Source organism: Pedobacter sp. GR22-10, assembly GCF_026239715.1.
Taxonomy (GTDB): domain Bacteria; phylum Bacteroidota; class Bacteroidia; order Sphingobacteriales; family Sphingobacteriaceae; genus Pedobacter.
The window spans coordinates 318,360-333,941 of record NZ_JAPIVR010000002.1; the positions used below are offsets into that span (position 1 = coordinate 318,360).

12 protein-coding genes and 4 tRNA genes are annotated in these 15,582 nt (G+C 41.1%); 11 read left to right on the forward strand and 5 right to left on the reverse strand.

Features of this window, described 5'->3' with window-relative positions; genetic code table 11:
* Positions 1-11: 11 nt before the first annotated feature.
* Together OQX64_RS08770 and recR are read right to left on the reverse strand one after the other, a co-directional pair.
* On the reverse strand, positions 12-830 hold the full coding sequence (locus tag OQX64_RS08770) for an SDR family oxidoreductase (RefSeq protein ID WP_265818484.1): 819 nt from the start codon (positions 828-830) through the stop codon (positions 12-14).
* A 153-nt stretch (positions 831-983) separates the two neighbouring features.
* Positions 984-1,601 (reverse strand): recombination mediator RecR, encoded by a 618-nt coding sequence (recR, locus tag OQX64_RS08775; RefSeq protein WP_265818485.1) that lies wholly within the window; start codon positions 1,599-1,601, stop codon positions 984-986.
* Positions 1,602-1,799: 198 nt separating this feature from the next.
* On the opposite strand from recR, the gene OQX64_RS08780 reads away from it, so the two are divergent.
* From OQX64_RS08780 to OQX64_RS08790, 3 genes are all read left to right on the forward strand, one after another.
* Positions 1,800-3,308: a sodium:solute symporter gene (locus OQX64_RS08780; protein WP_265818486.1), complete on the forward strand. Its 1,509-nt coding sequence runs from the start codon at positions 1,800-1,802 to the stop codon at positions 3,306-3,308.
* 18 nt (positions 3,309-3,326) lie between these two features.
* Positions 3,327-4,034, forward strand: a complete 708-nt coding sequence (locus OQX64_RS08785; RefSeq protein WP_029289075.1) for a TIGR00730 family Rossman fold protein — start codon at positions 3,327-3,329, stop codon at positions 4,032-4,034.
* 189 nt (positions 4,035-4,223) lie between these two features.
* Positions 4,224-4,718: a hypothetical protein gene (locus OQX64_RS08790; protein WP_088302850.1), complete on the forward strand. Its 495-nt coding sequence runs from the start codon at positions 4,224-4,226 to the stop codon at positions 4,716-4,718.
* Between the two features lie 128 nt (positions 4,719-4,846).
* Here OQX64_RS08790 and OQX64_RS08795 read toward each other — a convergent pair whose 3' ends face one another.
* Entirely contained in the window at positions 4,847-5,437 is a 591-nt protein-coding gene (locus OQX64_RS08795) for a DUF502 domain-containing protein (protein WP_088302849.1), read from the reverse strand.
* A gap of 223 nt (positions 5,438-5,660) precedes the next feature.
* The gene (locus OQX64_RS08800) at positions 5,661-8,123 is read right to left on the reverse strand and encodes a bifunctional UDP-N-acetylmuramoyl-tripeptide:D-alanyl-D-alanine ligase/alanine racemase (RefSeq protein ID WP_322974944.1); all 2,463 of its coding nucleotides are present in this window, start codon (positions 8,121-8,123) and stop codon (positions 5,661-5,663) included.
* A 56-nt stretch (positions 8,124-8,179) separates the two neighbouring features.
* Here OQX64_RS08800 and OQX64_RS08805 point away from each other — a divergent pair, with 56 nt between their 5' ends.
* The 4 genes from OQX64_RS08805 (at position 8,180) to OQX64_RS08820 (ending at position 10,127) form a co-directional block, all read left to right on the forward strand.
* Complete coding sequence (locus OQX64_RS08805) at positions 8,180-8,668, forward strand: regulatory protein RecX (RefSeq protein ID WP_088302848.1); 489 nt, start codon at positions 8,180-8,182, stop codon at positions 8,666-8,668.
* Between the two features lie 94 nt (positions 8,669-8,762).
* A tRNA-Gly gene (locus OQX64_RS08810) sits at positions 8,763-8,835 on the forward strand.
* Between the two features lie 70 nt (positions 8,836-8,905).
* Positions 8,906-8,989 (forward strand) — tRNA-Leu (locus tag OQX64_RS08815).
* Between the two features lie 427 nt (positions 8,990-9,416).
* A complete protein-coding gene (locus OQX64_RS08820; protein WP_088302847.1) occupies positions 9,417-10,127 on the forward strand; it encodes a hypothetical protein in 711 nt (236 codons plus the stop codon).
* Positions 10,128-10,250: 123 nt separating this feature from the next.
* On the opposite strand, the gene OQX64_RS08825 is transcribed toward OQX64_RS08820, so the two are convergent.
* On the reverse strand, positions 10,251-12,743 hold the full coding sequence (locus tag OQX64_RS08825; RefSeq protein WP_265818487.1) for a glycoside hydrolase family 95 protein: 2,493 nt from the start codon (positions 12,741-12,743) through the stop codon (positions 10,251-10,253).
* A 397-nt stretch (positions 12,744-13,140) separates the two neighbouring features.
* On the opposite strand from OQX64_RS08825, the gene OQX64_RS08830 reads away from it, so the two are divergent.
* From OQX64_RS08830 to OQX64_RS08845, 4 genes are all read left to right on the forward strand, one after another.
* A tRNA-Gly gene (locus tag OQX64_RS08830) sits at positions 13,141-13,213 on the forward strand.
* A 49-nt stretch (positions 13,214-13,262) separates the two neighbouring features.
* Positions 13,263-13,346 (forward strand) — tRNA-Leu (locus tag OQX64_RS08835).
* 200 nt (positions 13,347-13,546) lie between these two features.
* A complete protein-coding gene (locus tag OQX64_RS08840; protein WP_265818488.1) occupies positions 13,547-14,569 on the forward strand; it encodes a hypothetical protein in 1,023 nt (340 codons plus the stop codon).
* A gap of 25 nt (positions 14,570-14,594) precedes the next feature.
* Positions 14,595-15,572 carry a ferritin-like domain-containing protein gene (locus OQX64_RS08845; protein WP_265818489.1) on the forward strand — a complete coding sequence of 326 codons (978 nt, stop codon included), beginning with the start codon at positions 14,595-14,597 and terminating at the stop codon, positions 15,570-15,572.
* Positions 15,573-15,582 lie beyond the last annotated feature (10 nt).

The following is a 15,582-nucleotide window of genomic DNA, read 5'->3' on the forward strand; positions in this document are numbered from 1 at the left end:
GGCCTTTAGCGCTAAGCCTTAATCAGCGGATTTTTCTCTTTAGCAAATAAATCGAAAACCTTTTTATCTACAAAAGCAGGAAATAACTTATTCATCCAAACAGCCAGTTTTCCCTGGCCTGTCATCACTAAAGTCCGTTTGCGTTTCTCGATTCCATCGGCAATAATACCAGCAACTTCTTCAGATGTCATCATTTTTCCCTCATCCATACTGGTTTCACCATGAGCCGCACCATCTTTTGATAGTGCTTTAACGCGAATATTGGAAGCGGTGAACCCCGGACAAGCCACTAAAACATTGACACCGGTTTTTAAAAGTTCGGTCCGCAGCGACTCCATAAAACCATTCATTGCAAATTTTGAAGCGGAATAGCCAGTTCTTCCCGGCAAACCCCGGTAACCGGCAATAGATGAAATTCCCACTACCGTACCTTTGGTTTTCAGGATTTCGGGTAGGGCATATTTGGTGCAGTAAACAGTTCCCCAGAAGTTTACATCCATCAGGTTTTTAAGTACAGATAAATCGAGATCATTAAACAATGCACGCATGGATAAACCGGCATTGTTCACCAGGATATCAATCCTTTGAAAAGAAACCAATGTTTGTTTGATGATCAGCTCACAATCGGCCTCCTTACTTACGTCTGCCTGAACAGCCACTGCCCTGATGTTATATTTCTTTTCTAAATCGGCCGTAATTTCGCAAAGGGTTACATACTGGCGGGCAGCTAAAACTAAATTAGCACCACGTTTGGCAAATTCTTCGGCACAGGCTTTTCCGATTCCGCTGGATGCCCCGGTAATGATGATGACTTTATTTTTGAGGTTCATTTTTTTTTAAGTAGTATTGAGTAGCAAGTATTAAGTAGCGAGTATCAAGACTTGGCAAATATTCATTTCTATTTTATTATTTATTCCTGACTGACGACTCCAGACTCTCGACTCCCAATTTCCAACTCCAAACTCCAGACTCCAAACTCCCAACTATTTCATCATCGCTGTTTCATAAGGTACCCGGGTAATGATCGAGCGGCCGAGGGTAATTTCATCTGTATATTCCAGTTCGCCACCAAAGGCAATTCCGCGGGCAATGGTGCTTACCGGAACATTAAAGTCTTTTAAGCGCTTGTACAGGTAAAACAATGTGGTATCACCCTCCATATTTGGGCTCAGGGCCAGAATAATTTCTTTGATCCCCCCGGCAGATACCCTGGAAACCAATCCATCAATAAATAAGTCTGTCGGACCAATTCCATCCATTGGTGAAATTAGGCCACCCAAAACATGATAAACCCCAAAATACTGACCTGTATTTTCGATCGCCATGACATCCCGAGTATCTTCGACCACGCAAATCGTTTCCTTATCACGTTTGGCCGAAGTACAGATTTCGCACACCGTATAATCTGAAATATTGCGGCAAATTGTACAATGTTTGATGTGTTGCTTTAGCTTTATAAAAGTATTGCCAAACTGATTCACTTCCCCCTGTTCTTTATTTAAAAGATGTAACACTAAACGCAATGCCGTTTTTTGTCCTACACCAGGTAATTTAGAGAATTCGTTTACTGCATCTTCCAGCAGTTTGGATGAAAAATTCATGTACAAAAATATGCTAAAAGTTTGATACGGAAAATTGTTTGATTGTTATATTGATAAATTGCTGTATGGCTTCATTGTTGTCCTTCTATAGCAAGACCATTGTTGAAGTTAAGTTTTAACAATGGAGCAATTTAACAATTCTTTAAGCCATTGACTTTAAATCGTAATTTCTTACATTTATCAGCTTAAAACAAAACCATGTCGCCAACCATACTTTTATGTTTCCTAATCGGTTATTTTTTATTGCTGATTATTATTTCATTCGTAACCGCTAAAGATTCGTCTGATAACAACTCTTTTTTTGTAGCCAACAGAAATTCAAAGTGGTATTTAGTGGCATTTGGCATGATTGGCACTGCACTTTCGGGGGTAACGTTTATTTCGGTTCCGGGTGAAGTGGGTGCACCGGCCGGGAATCAGTTTCAGTATTTTCAATTCGTTTTAGGTAATGCCGTTGGTTTCCTCATTATTTGCACCGTATTGCTCCCGCTGTATTACCGGATGAAACTGACCTCCATTTACAGCTATATTGAACAGCGATTGGGGCATTACAGTTATAAAACTGCAGCCTCCATATTTTTGCTGAGCAGAACACTGGGTTCGGCCACCAGGTTATATTTAGTGGTGATTGTACTGCAACGCTTTATTTTTGATAATTACGGCATCCCTTTCTGGTTAACAGTGCTGATTTCCTTAGCCCTGATCTGGTCGTACACCTTTAAAGGCGGTTTAAAAACCATTATCATTACTGATACGCTTCAAACGTTTTTCCTGGTGCTATCCGTTTTCCTCACCATCTATTTTATTTGCAGCAGCTTAAATTTTAATATTCCACAGGCTTTTGAAACCATCAAAAGCAGCAGCTATTCAAAGATTTTCTTTCTGGATGATTTCCTGACGAATAAGTTCTATTTCAGCAAACAGTTTATCGGCGGTATTTTCGTGACCATTGCGATGACGGGTTTAGACCAGGATCTGATGCAGAAAAACCTAAGTATGGGTACGATTAAAGAGGCGCAAAAAAACATGTTCACTTTTACAGGAGTATTTGTCATCTTAAATGTCTTCTTCCTGAGCGTTGGGGCATTGCTGTATATTTTCGCCGCAAAAAATGGCATTGAAATTCCTTTGGATCACCTCACCGGAAAGGCTAGAACCGATTTGTTATTTCCAGAAATTGCCTTAAATCATTTAGGTGCAATACCTGCCATTATCTTTATGCTGGGCCTAACGGCAGCAACATTTGCCACCACAGATTCTGCCTTAACCGCACTAACCACTTCTTTTTGTGTAGATTTCCTGGGCATGGCCAAAGCTGAAAATGTAAATGCGAAAGATGCGGTAAAAAAGCGCCATACCGTCCACATCGCATTTTCTATTTTAATGTTTTTAGTGATCATCGTCATCAATGCACTCAACAGCTCATCCGTAGTCAGCTTAATATTTACCATTGCCTCTTATACCTACGGACCACTTTTAGGCTTGTACAGTTTTGGACTATTTGTAAAAAAACGTGGTTTGTACGACAAATTAGTGCCAATAGTTTGCATATTATCGCCTTTTTTATGTTACTTGCTTTCCACGTATTCAACCCGTTTAATGGGTGGTTACGTTTTCAGTGTTGAACTGATTTTAATTAATGGTTTAATCACCTTTATAGGTTTGCTTTTCATCAGCAAAAAGACTGATGCGCAAACAGAATTTTAATATTAGAATAGCGTAAATATGACGAGTGAAGAAAAAATAAGAAGTGCCTTTGAAAATAAGGACTGGCAGGAAATTAAAGTAACGGATTCCTGGCAAATTTTTAAAATAATGGCGGAGTTTGTAGATGGCTTCGAAAAACTGGCTAAAATCGGTCCCTGCGTAACCATCTATGGGTCAGCCCGGACGGCAGAAACCAACAGGTATTATCAACTGGCAGAACAATGCGGTAAACTTTTAACTGATCGTGGTTATGGCGTGATTACAGGCGGTGGCCCGGGTATCATGGAAGCCGGAAATAAAGGTGCACATACCAATGGCGGTAAATCGGTAGGGCTTAATATCGAACTGCCTTTTGAACAGTTTCACAATAAATATATTGACCATAACAAATTACTGGAATTTGATTATTTCTTTGTCCGCAAGGTAATGTTTATGAAATACAGCCAGGGTTTTGTGGTTTTACCGGGTGGTTTTGGTACCATGGATGAGCTTTTTGAAGCTTTAACATTGATCCAAACAGGTAAAATTGCACGTTTCCCGATTGTATTATTGGGCAAGGATTACTGGAGCGGTTTAATCGACTGGATTAAAGGTACCATGCTACAAAAAGAACATAATATCCATGAGGAAGATCTGAACCTGTTCAGGTTGGTAGATACGGCCGAAGAAGCCGCAGAGCACATTTTCAGGTTCTATGATAAATATGTACTGAAACCTAATTTCTAGAACAGATAAAGAACAGGATTAAAAGAATTTGAGGTTTTTCAGGTTTGGATGTTGAAGTATATTCTCTTCAATCCTTGAAAATTCAAATCATTATCAAAAAGGTGCTTGTTTTACAGGCACTTTTTTATTTACAAACTTTTTCTGTAACGATTCGTTTATTCGGCAGTCTTAAAGCAAAACCTTGTTGTGATGGAGAAAATACTGAATTGGAGAAAAGGCTTACTTGATAGTAATTACCAGGTATTTGAAGATATGTTATTAAAATTTTCTTTAAATTTCTTTTCTTTAAAAAACTCTGCCATTGCCACCACACAATCAGGAATTTACCTTTTAAAAAGTGAAGGGTACTCCACTCCGGAGTCGAAAATCCTCAATAACAAAAATGAAGTTCTGGCGGTCATCCGCTATGACTGGCTGGGGTTTAAGGCCAGAATATTTTGTACCAGCGGTGATGAATTTGACTGGAGTTTTCAGAACAGCTGGTTCAGCAGATGGTCAGTGAATGATCATAAAAATAAGCAGATTATTTACAATTCAGCTTCGGGCAGTGGCTTAATCCACAGCAATACGGAAGATGATTTAGTAATGGTGGCGGGATTATTCATCCGGGAATATTATATCAGGATACTTTATGCTTTTATATTGCTGATGGTTTTCCTATCCTTCGCACGGAACATTTTTTAAATGCTTTTTTAATTTAAATGATTAAGACCAAATGGTTCAGTTTTTAATGGGTTATGACATTCAACATGGCAATTAATTGAGCGTTTAATTTCTTCATTCAACCACCTGTAGGTCCCGCTTTTAAATACTCAGAGTCCGCTCACACCACCACTTACCACTAGTTTCATCGCATCGGCAGCACTCATATCCAGATCTTTCACTTTTTCTCTTTTCACAATACAAAGCTGACCTGCAAAAGAGTACGACAAAGGAAAATAAACCGCAACATCGTCAGGTAAATTCAGTTTATGCAGATCGTTCTGTGTAAGGAAACCAATCTTTTTCAATCCACCTTCTACCTCCACCAATACCGGGTGATTAAATTTCTTTTCATCACCCACAAACGCTTCAGTTAAATCTTTAATAGAAGAGTAGATGAAATTAAGTAAAGGCAAGCGCTGCATCATCCTCTGGAACCAATTGTACATCGGCTCGGTAACGAGATTAGTTACAAAAATACCTGCCAGTAGAATAATGGTTAAAACAGTTAACAAGCCTAAACCGGGGATGTTCCTGCTTTCACCCGTCTGCGGATTAACCCCAAGTATATTATTGACATTCAGCCAGCTATCTACAGTGGTAACCGCCCAGACTACAATAAAGATACTCACAGCGATGGGTACCACAATTAATAAACCTTTGATCAAATAGTTTAAAATAGCTTTCCCGATTTTGTTCATGCTGCAAATTTATTTAAAAATGTTCAATAGTCGGTAGTGAATGGTTTATTAGTTCAATAGTCATTGGTTCATTGGTTAGCATGGCTTATAATCTGCATCCAAACTAATGACAAATGAACCAGGTTACCTGCATCCAAACTAATGACTATTGAACCAATGACAAATGAACCATGTTATCTGCATCCAGACTAATGACTATTGAACCAATGACAAATGAACCGATTTATTCATAAAAATAAACCCGTTTAACCCGCTGAGAAATATTGGTTAAAATCTCGTATGGAATGGTACCTGTATCATTTGCCAGTTGCATAATGGTATGTTCCTGATTAAAAACAATGGCCTCATCTCCGGCTTTTACTTCTAAACCTGTGATATCCAGCATGGTCATGTCCATACAAACGGAGCCAATAGTGGGCACCAATTGTCCATTGACTAACATCTTCCCTACGCCATTTCCAAATGCACGGCTATAGCCATCTGCATAACCAATTTTTACCGTTGCTATTTTACCGCCATTGGGCATCCAGCCTTTCCTGCTGTAGCCCACACTTTCGCCGGGTGCAATGTTTTTGACCTGGGTGATGGTCGTTTTTAAAACCATTACCGTTTGCAGGCCCTGATTCTGCTGCAAACCGGCATCAAATCCATAAAGGCCGATTCCTAAGCGAACCATGTCCAGCTGGCTGTCGGGCCACCTGCTGATGCCTGAAGTATTAGCGATGTGCAATAGCGGCTGATAACCTAAAACACGGATCAGTTTTTTTGCGGCCAGATCAAAGATATTTATTTGCTGACGGGTAAAATCATCATGCGCTGCTTCCCCGCTGGCCACCAGGTGAGAAAAAATACTTTGCACCCTAATCAGCAGGTTATCTTTAAGCAACTTCACCAGATCATCAATTTCTGTTTCGTCAAAGCCTAAACGGTGCATCCCGCTATCAATTTTTAAGTGAACCGGATAATGCAGAATATCTTCAGGAAGCGCATTTAAAAAACTATTCAGCACGCCAAGGCTATAAATTTCGGGTTCTAAATGGTGTTTGATAATGGCTTCAAAAGCAGATTCTTCCGGGCTCATCACCATGATGGGCAGGGTGATGCCCGCTTTCCTTAAGGCAATTCCTTCATCGGCATAAGCCACCGCCAGATAATCTACTTTGTGAAACTGCAAGAGATTGGCAATTTCAAAACTTCCGCTTCCGTATGAAAAAGCTTTCACCATAGCCATTATTTTTACGCCAGGCGTAAGTTTAGCACGATAGAACTGGAGGTTCGCCACCATGGCATTCAGATCTATCTCCAATACTGTATCATGTATTTTCTGCGTCAGGATCTTACTGATCCTGCCAAATTCGAAACGCCGGGCACCCTTTACCAAAATCGTTTCGTGGTTAAACTGTAAGCCGGGAAATGCCTGTAAAAAAGCATTGGTATCATCAAAAAAGTGGGTTTCGCACTGAAAAAGTTCCGCATATCCGGCCATCTGTTTTCCAATTCCAATGAAGCGGTTAATCCTTTTCTGTTGCAGTAAACCGGCTATTTCAGTGTATAAAACCAAATCTTCTTTACCGGTTTCAAATATCTCGGAAAGGATCACTGTTTTTTTAGTGTGCTGATTTTGCTGGTTCAGGAAATCAAGTGCGATAACCAGTGATGAAATATCAGCACTGTAAGAATCATCGATTATGGAACACTGGTTAATGCCATTTTTCAGTTCCAGTCGCATGCTTACCGGCGTCAGTTTTTCCAATCGTGAACCGGCTTGTTCAGGTAAATAGCCCATGGCCAGTAAAGTGGCCCAGCAAATAATGCCATCTTCTATTGATGCCTGATCTTTAAATGGCAAGCTGCAGCTGATTTCCTGATTCTGGTAGATTGCCCGTAAGTGGCTGCCTGATATACCATGTTCTACCTCGATAATACGAAGATCAGCACCTTGTATGCCACTCCAGCTAAACCTCTTCTGCCCCGGCAATACCGGCAAATCAATTTCAGCGACGTCATCCGGTGAGTAAATCAGTAGTTCGCATGCTGTAAAAAGCTTGAGTTTTTCGGTCAGCTTTTCTTTTCTTGAAGCAAAGCCTTCCGCATGTGCTTCACCAATATTGGTTAAAATCCCGATTTGTGGCTGAATAATTTTGGCCAGGGTTTCCATTTCACCCACAGCAGAGATGCCTGCTTCGAAAATACCCAACTGGTGGCCGGCATTGATTTGCCAGATAGATAGTGGCACCCCAATTTGCGAATTATAACTCTTCGGACTCCGGATGATATTAAAATCAACAGCCAAAAGCTGATACAACCATTCTTTTACGATTGTTTTTCCATTGCTTCCGGTGATGCCTATGGTTTTTAAATGGAAATGCTGACGGTGTGCTACAGCCAGTAACTGCAGTGCAGCCAAAGCATTTTCTACCAAGATGAAGTTACAATCAGGATATGATGCAATATACCCCTGTTCGGTTACCACAAAATTCCTGACCTGTTTCTGGTAAGCATCTTTAATAAACTCATGCCCGTTCCGGTGTGCGGATAAAGCAAAAAACAAGGAATTTTCCGGAACCATCACCGAACGGCTATCCACCACCAGGTACTGAATGCTAAGTTCTTCATTACCTAAACGGGCTTCAGCACCAAGAATTTCTGCAATTCTGGAAATGGTATATATCGGGTTATGCATCATATTATTCAAAAAATACGTTAATCGCCATTATTTTTTGCGAATTTCATCAATTAATTATGAAAAGCGGCAAACAAGAGACAGCAATATTAGATAAAAAACAGGCATTGGCCAAAGCAGAAAGTTTTTGTGTTTACCAGGAACGTTCTCAAAAGGAAGTCCGTTATAAACTTGTTGAATGGGGTATGCGTGGGGATGAGCTGGAAGAGATTTTATCAGAACTGATTGTCAACAATTTTTTGAATGAAGAAAGATTTGCAAAATCGTATGCTTCGGGGAAATTTAACATTAAAAAATGGGGGCGCCTTAAAATTAAACAGGGTTTAAAACTGAAAGGCGTTCCGGATAAGATCATGCAAAAGGCACTGTATAGTTTGGATGAGGAGGATTACCTGCAGACTTTAGAAAATCTGGCGATCAGAAAAGCAGATACCTTAACCGAATCGCACCCTTTAAAAAGAAAAATGAAGCTGATGACCTACCTTCAGGGGCGCGGATTTGAAAATGATTTAATTTTACTTGTACTGAAAGACAGCAATTTAAATTAAATATTAAATTTTTAATAAAAAATCCCTTGACAGAAATATAAATCTGTCTATATTTGCATCACCAAAACGAAACGGCATATCAGTTTTGTTTCATGCGAAAGTAGCTCAGTTGGTAGAGCACGACCTTGCCAAGGTCGGGGTCGCGAGTTCGAATCTCGTCTTTCGCTCTAGATGCCTTCTTACCAGGAGGCATTTATTTTAAAACATTAATCTTACCGGGGATCCGGATAGACTAATGCTCGGGTGGTGGAACTGGTAGACACGCAGGACTTAAAATCCTGTGCTTTCAAAGGCGTGCGGGTTCGATTCCCGCCCCGAGTACTTCAAAAAAATCGAAACAGGAAACCTTTCAGCAATGGAAGGTTTTTTTGTTTACTTGAGTTTTCGGATCAATCAAAAAAAGCCAGAAACACGGGCTGGATCAGGATGAATATTCATGCAGATCTCCGATTTTTACGGACTGATCATCATGATAATCTCATCACTTTCTCATATATCATCTTTTCATTTTGACAAATGTCAAATACTGACCATCAACATGTATTTTGTAAATTTACTAAGACTATATTTGAGCAGTTAAATTATAGTTGTCAAATTATTCCAGTAAAGTAAGTCTCATATAACAATCGTTTGCATAAGGTAAATATAAAACCATTATTTTCCTGTTTAGGGTATATTTAATTTTATAAATTACCATTTAGTCAAATGTTGTAACAGATCAAAAGCTGTAATATTACTCGCTAATCCCATGGAGTTTATCTCAGATATACCAGATCTTAATTTGCCCATTTCGTTTTTAGAGGCGGGCGGGATTAGAAAGCATGAGCCTTCAGGAAATATGTGGTCTCCAGCAACAACTAAAGGAATAGATTCGAAGTTAAACAACGTCAATTACATCTTCCATAATTTAATTAACCAGATTTCAAATAAGGAATTTATCTTTTTAAAAACTTCTTTCCTGGAAATGAGTATGCGAGTACATCACTTAAATAAAGAGATGGAAAAAATACGGCACATGGTAGAACAAAAAGTAAAAGAACTAAAAAAAAGACTGAAATCACATCAGGAATTTTTCTCAAAAATTGCGATGATCAATGACACGCATATTAGCACAGCAGCTGTGAAAACCGCCGATGAAATTTCCGCCATTCAATATGAAATAAACAATTTACAACACCATAGAAGATATAACGTACTTTCTGATCGTTTACATAAGGCGCGAATAATTCCTGTAAGTACACTGGAGCGGCATGAAATCGTCAACCTGATTGGTCTCGGCCTGCTGGAGGAAATCCGGTTTCCGTTTAGCCTGAAAAAAGAAGATAAAATATTTATCCAGACCAATTCTTCAGGTGCTGATGTAGAATTAAAAGAATGCCGCTATTGTTATACCACGTTCGGACAAGCGTTTATGGAGGTATGTGAAGCTGAAAAACATGTATTCAGATCAATAATTTAAAAATAAAAGTCGCGTTCCCGAAAGCAAAATAGCCTTCTATACTTTGCCAGCAAATTCAAAAAACTTAATCTTTTGGGCTCGTTCTGCAAATGCCTGCCTGATCAATAACTGGTTTTTAATAAATTAGTTTATTAATGGAAGGATGTCATAGCGTTTTCCCGGTTTTGTACTAAATGTAAGTTCATAGCCATTTCCAGATTTTTCGGACGGAAGCTTCAGGTGTTTTAACCTGAAGGGATGTGCAGCTTTCACCACACAAACCCCGCCTTTTTCAGCAGTAATCTTGCCGTAAAGCAACCGGCCATCCTGCCATTTCATATCCACCTCAAAACCTCCTCTTGCCTTTAGGCCAGATACCATACCATCTTTCCAGGCCGATGGCAAAGCCGGCAACAGTTCAATAGCGCCATTATAACTCTGCAAAAGCATCTCTGCAATACCTGCTGTTCCGGCAAAATTCCCGTCAATCTGAAATGGCGGATGTGCATCAAAGAAATTGGCGTAGGTACCTCCTTTTGATTTTTCATTGGCATCCACATAATTTAATAATTTCCGCAACAGCAGGTAGGCATGATCACCATCTTTTAACCTCGCCCACCAGTTAATTTTCCAGCCCCTGCTCCACCCTGTTCCGTCATCCCCCCTGATGGATAGCGATTTTGCCGCTGCTTTAAAAAATTCAGGCTGATCCGGCGTAATTTCTTTCCCCGGATAAAGACCAAAAAGGTGTGATACATGGCGGTGATGAATATCGGTTTCTTCAAGATCCTGATACCACTCCAGCAATTGTCCGTTTTTTCCAATCTGCAATGGATAAAGCCTTTTGATTTTGGCCTGCAATGTATCCCGGAAATTCAGGTCTTTGTTTAGGATTTGTGCCGATTTGATCACGGTACTGAAAAGATCGCGAATGATGGACATATCCATTGTAGTGGCAATGGATACGGACTGTGCCTTCCTGTTTTGATCATAAAAAGCATTTTCAGGTGAGGTGGACGGCGCCGTAACCAGGTAGCCGTCTTTATTCGGAACCAGCCAGTCGAGGCTGAATGCTGCAGCAGACTTCATGATGGGATAAGCTTTTTTCAGGAAATCCTTGTCCTGCGTATATTGATAATGTTCAAACAGGTGCTGGCAAAGCCAGTTTCCACCCATCGGCCAGTTGGCCCATAAAGGATCTCCGGCACCAAAATCGCCTACCGGATTGCTCAATGCCCAGATATCTGAATTGTGATTAGCTGCCCATCCCCTGGCGCCATAAAACTGCCTTGCAGTAGACTTACCTGTTTGTGCTAAATTGCCGATAAAATCGAGCAGCGGAAGATGCATTTCGGATAAATTGGTAACCTCTGCAGGCCAGTAGTTCATTTGTGCATTGATGTTAATGGTGTAATTGGAGCTCCATGGCGGCCGCACCATATTATTCCAGATACCCTGAAGATTTGCCGGCGGACCTCCGGGACGTGATGCGGAAATCAAAAGATACCTTCCGAATTGGAAATAGGTAGTTTCCAGTTCCGGATCTGGTGTTCCGGAAGAATAGGCTTTTAACCTTAAGTCAGAAGGCAGCTGGCTTTGCACCTTGTTCTTATCTTTACCCAATTGCAGTGATACCCGATTGAAATAGTGCGTATAGTCTTGGTGGTGGCGCTTCATTAAATCGGTATATGTCCTTTTCACCGCAGCCTGAAGTCTTTCCCCGGCAATTTTATTTTCATCAAGGCCTTCACTGTCCGGACATTTATCAAAGCCGTTAAAACTGGTTGCTGCCGTAATATAGATGGTAGCATCCGAAGCATTTTTAAGTTCAATTAAATTTTTCCCTGAAAAAATTTTTCCATCAGCAGAAACCACTTTTATCCTAAACTGAAACCGCATGCCCTTGCAGCCTGAAGTATCATTATAGGTTATGGGCTCCACCTTTTCAGGGTTATAATAAACTGGCAATACATTTGCCGGAGCTTTTCCCTGTACAATCATTTCACCGCCATCACCAATATTTTGATGGTATTTCAACAGGCTATTTGCGGCTATAGAGAAATTTAATGCACCCTTTTTACTGGCCTGAAGCCTGATTACCATAACCTGGTCGGGAGCAGAAATGAATGCCCTGCGAGAATACTGTACACCATTAATGGTAAATAAGGTGGTGGTTAAAGCACTATCCAGACTCAATGCCCTCCGGTATGCCGTTGGTTTCTGTCCCTTCAAATCCTGTTTAATGATGACATCTCCCATTGGCAGATAAGACTGGGAGTAATAGCCCTGCATTTTCCTGGTCAACTGATCTGCCAGGCCATAATCCTGGTGTTGTAACAAAGCCTCCCTGATTTGCGGCAGATATTTCAAAGCATCGGGATTAACGGATTGCGGGACTGGTCCACCGCTCCATAAGGTGCTTTCGTTTAACTGCAGTAGTTCTTCATCTACCTTGCCATATACCATTGCCCCGAGTTTACCGTTCCCTAAAGGAAGTGCCTCCACCCATTTTTCAGCCGGCTGCTGGTACCAAAGTTTAAGGTTTTGCTGTGCAAAGGATTTTTTTGTGCTGACAATCAGCACTAAAACAACTGACAAGGTAACGGCTATAAACTTATTGAAGTTAAATTTTTGCATTTGGATTAACCTATTTCTCATATCAAAACATCAGGTTCTATTTTTTTCCCATTGCGTAAATCAGAATAAACAATTTAACAACGGGCTGAAATGTAGCTTGCAGCATGCATATGCCTGATCTGCGTAATTTCATTTAAAGGTGCTCAATATATAAATCTTTATACATTAATGCTTATTAATTGCAGGCATTTTGTTTAACAATTTCATGGTTTTCAACATAGCTGAAATTCAGCATTGTTGATTTACAAAATCCTCACTGCAGTTTATGAAAGCATCTGAAAATTCAATTTGAAACTCAATTAACCTTGAAATTAAAATTTTATAAATTATTTTTGCATGTGCTATTTATATTCCTATATTTGCAACCCCAAAGGGAATACAGCGATTGTATTATCATGCGAAAGTAGCTCAGTTGGTAGAGCACGACCTTGCCAAGGTCGGGGTCGCGAGTTCGAATCTCGTCTTTCGCTCTAAATGCCTTCCTACCAGGAGGCATTTATTTTAAAAGGTTAATCGCCTGCTCGGGTGGTGGAACTGGTAGACACGCAGGACTTAAAATCCTGTGCTTTCAAAGGCGTGCGGGTTCGATTCCCGCCCCGAGTACTTCATGGGAAGCACATGCTAAAACATGTGACTTCCCATTTTTATTTCCTTTAACTTTTTAGCAGTCAGCTAAGCTCAATCCCCCTAAAAAGGGATATCCTAAATGGTCAATCCAGCCCGAACGATTAAGTGACTATAAAATTTGCATTTGTATTTTTTTGTTAATACTTTCAATTATAAATTAACAAATCTCAAACAACATGTTACCTATCAATTATTTTGCCGGGCCGGAGGCCTACAATTCCGATTTTTTCAACAGTACAGCCGAGGCATCTTTCGCGGTGTCAACCCCCTACCTTGTTGCCCAGGGCAATATCAGTATTCCGGATGTAACCGTGAGTGGCGAAACCGTAAGTTTCAACAACACAGCCTTTACTGTATTGACCAATTACATTAATCCCGGTCCCAATTCGTCAGGCGAAAATTATTACACCGAAACCCCTGCGGCTTTTGAACCGGTATGGCCGAAACCCTTATATCCTGATGCGGTATTTACTCCGGTTACAGGTGCTGGCGGCGGTACATTTACCGGCACACTGGATTGTGTGGGGTTTGGTTGCCGTGTTATCACTGCAGTGGGCAGTAATGATCCGCAAAACAATGCCTATAGCCTGTTACATCAACAGGTTGATTTTGATGCGATCCATTTTGCTATACTTGGGATTGTACCCACGGCTTTGGAAATCGCGATCGCCTTCCCGGTACTTTTACCAGGCAGGTGGAGTTATGTTGCGGGTTGTATATCCGCAAGCACCATTCAGGAAGCTGAAAACGAGGAATCTCAAAAACTGAATCAGCCACTCAAAACCTATACCGGTGAATCTCAGAGCGGACTATCTTCTGCACAAGCCGGAGATATTGTATCCTTTGGTTATACTGCCGGACATTCTAACGGCCATTTCATGGTGCTTACTGCCGTACCAGAATGTGTACCACTTGATGAAGTGCTTAACCCGGAAAGCTTTGTCAGACAGGTTTACCGCATTTTCGTTTATGACAGTACGGATGCGGGAGGCTCTTTACATTTCAACGATTCCAGGAGAAACAGCAATCCGCAGAGCTGTGGCATCGGCTATGGTGAATTACTGCTACTGGCCAACGAACAGGATCAGCCTGTGGGATTTGTGTTTGGCCCCGAAGAACGCCCTCATTATGTCACCGGCTTAAGCCAGCTGGCAGACGAACTGGTGGTAGCTGCCATTACCGTTGCCCGTTTTCAATAACCATTCACCGTTTAAAACCTCAACCATGTCTACTGAAAATTTAGCTGTAGCAGATCCGCACTGGAATCTGAAACACCTCTATGAACATATCCAATACGCCGCAGACCTGGAGCTGTGGACGATTCCTTTTTACATGTCGGCCATGTATTCTGTTGTGAACCGCAGCGCAGAACCGTTTCAGCTGATCCAATCTGTTCTTCACCAGGAGATGCTGCATTTACAATGCGTCGCGAATATCGGCAATGCCTATGGTTATCGTCCTAAAATCAGCATGCCTGTTTATGAAGGACAGACTATTCCACATCTTGATTTTAACCTGGATGTACCAAATCCTACGCAAAACTATCAGCCCTACACGGCCGAAATAGGTCCGCTGGATATGTCCCGGATCAATGCCATGTGCCTGATTGAATATCCGGAATGGGATTCTGCGACCCAGCCATCGCTCAAACAAAATATAAAGGAATATGCCAATATTGGCGATTTCTACCGTGCACTGCGTTATGGCGCCAGCCTTTTTAAAGACCGCATTAAGGGCGGTGTAAACCAGGTAAACTATTTTTCGGCTTATTACAGGCTCATGCCAGGTATGACAATCACCGAAAACGGAAATGCCGGTTTCAACCAGGTGGGTATGCTGATTGATCTGATCACTGATCAGGGAGAAGGTTCAAATGCCAGCCAGGGCAATGATCCGCTGATCGCGAATTTCCAGAACACGGCAGATGACCCGGAACAAAGCGCTGATCATTTTGAAAAATTTGAACAGATCAAAAACAATACACCGCTACAGGATACCTATGCATTTAAACCGCTAAGCGATTATACCGATTACGACCGGCAACTGATCGAAATATTAAAAGAGAACTTTAATAAACTGCGTAACCGGCTTGATGCCCTTTTTGTTGGCGAAAACCCGGATGATTTTATACCCGCCATGGTCAGCGTAGGCGCAGCCATTCAGAACTGCTGGAAAAACGGCGTGACCCCACAATTCAGTTAACCTTAAAAGA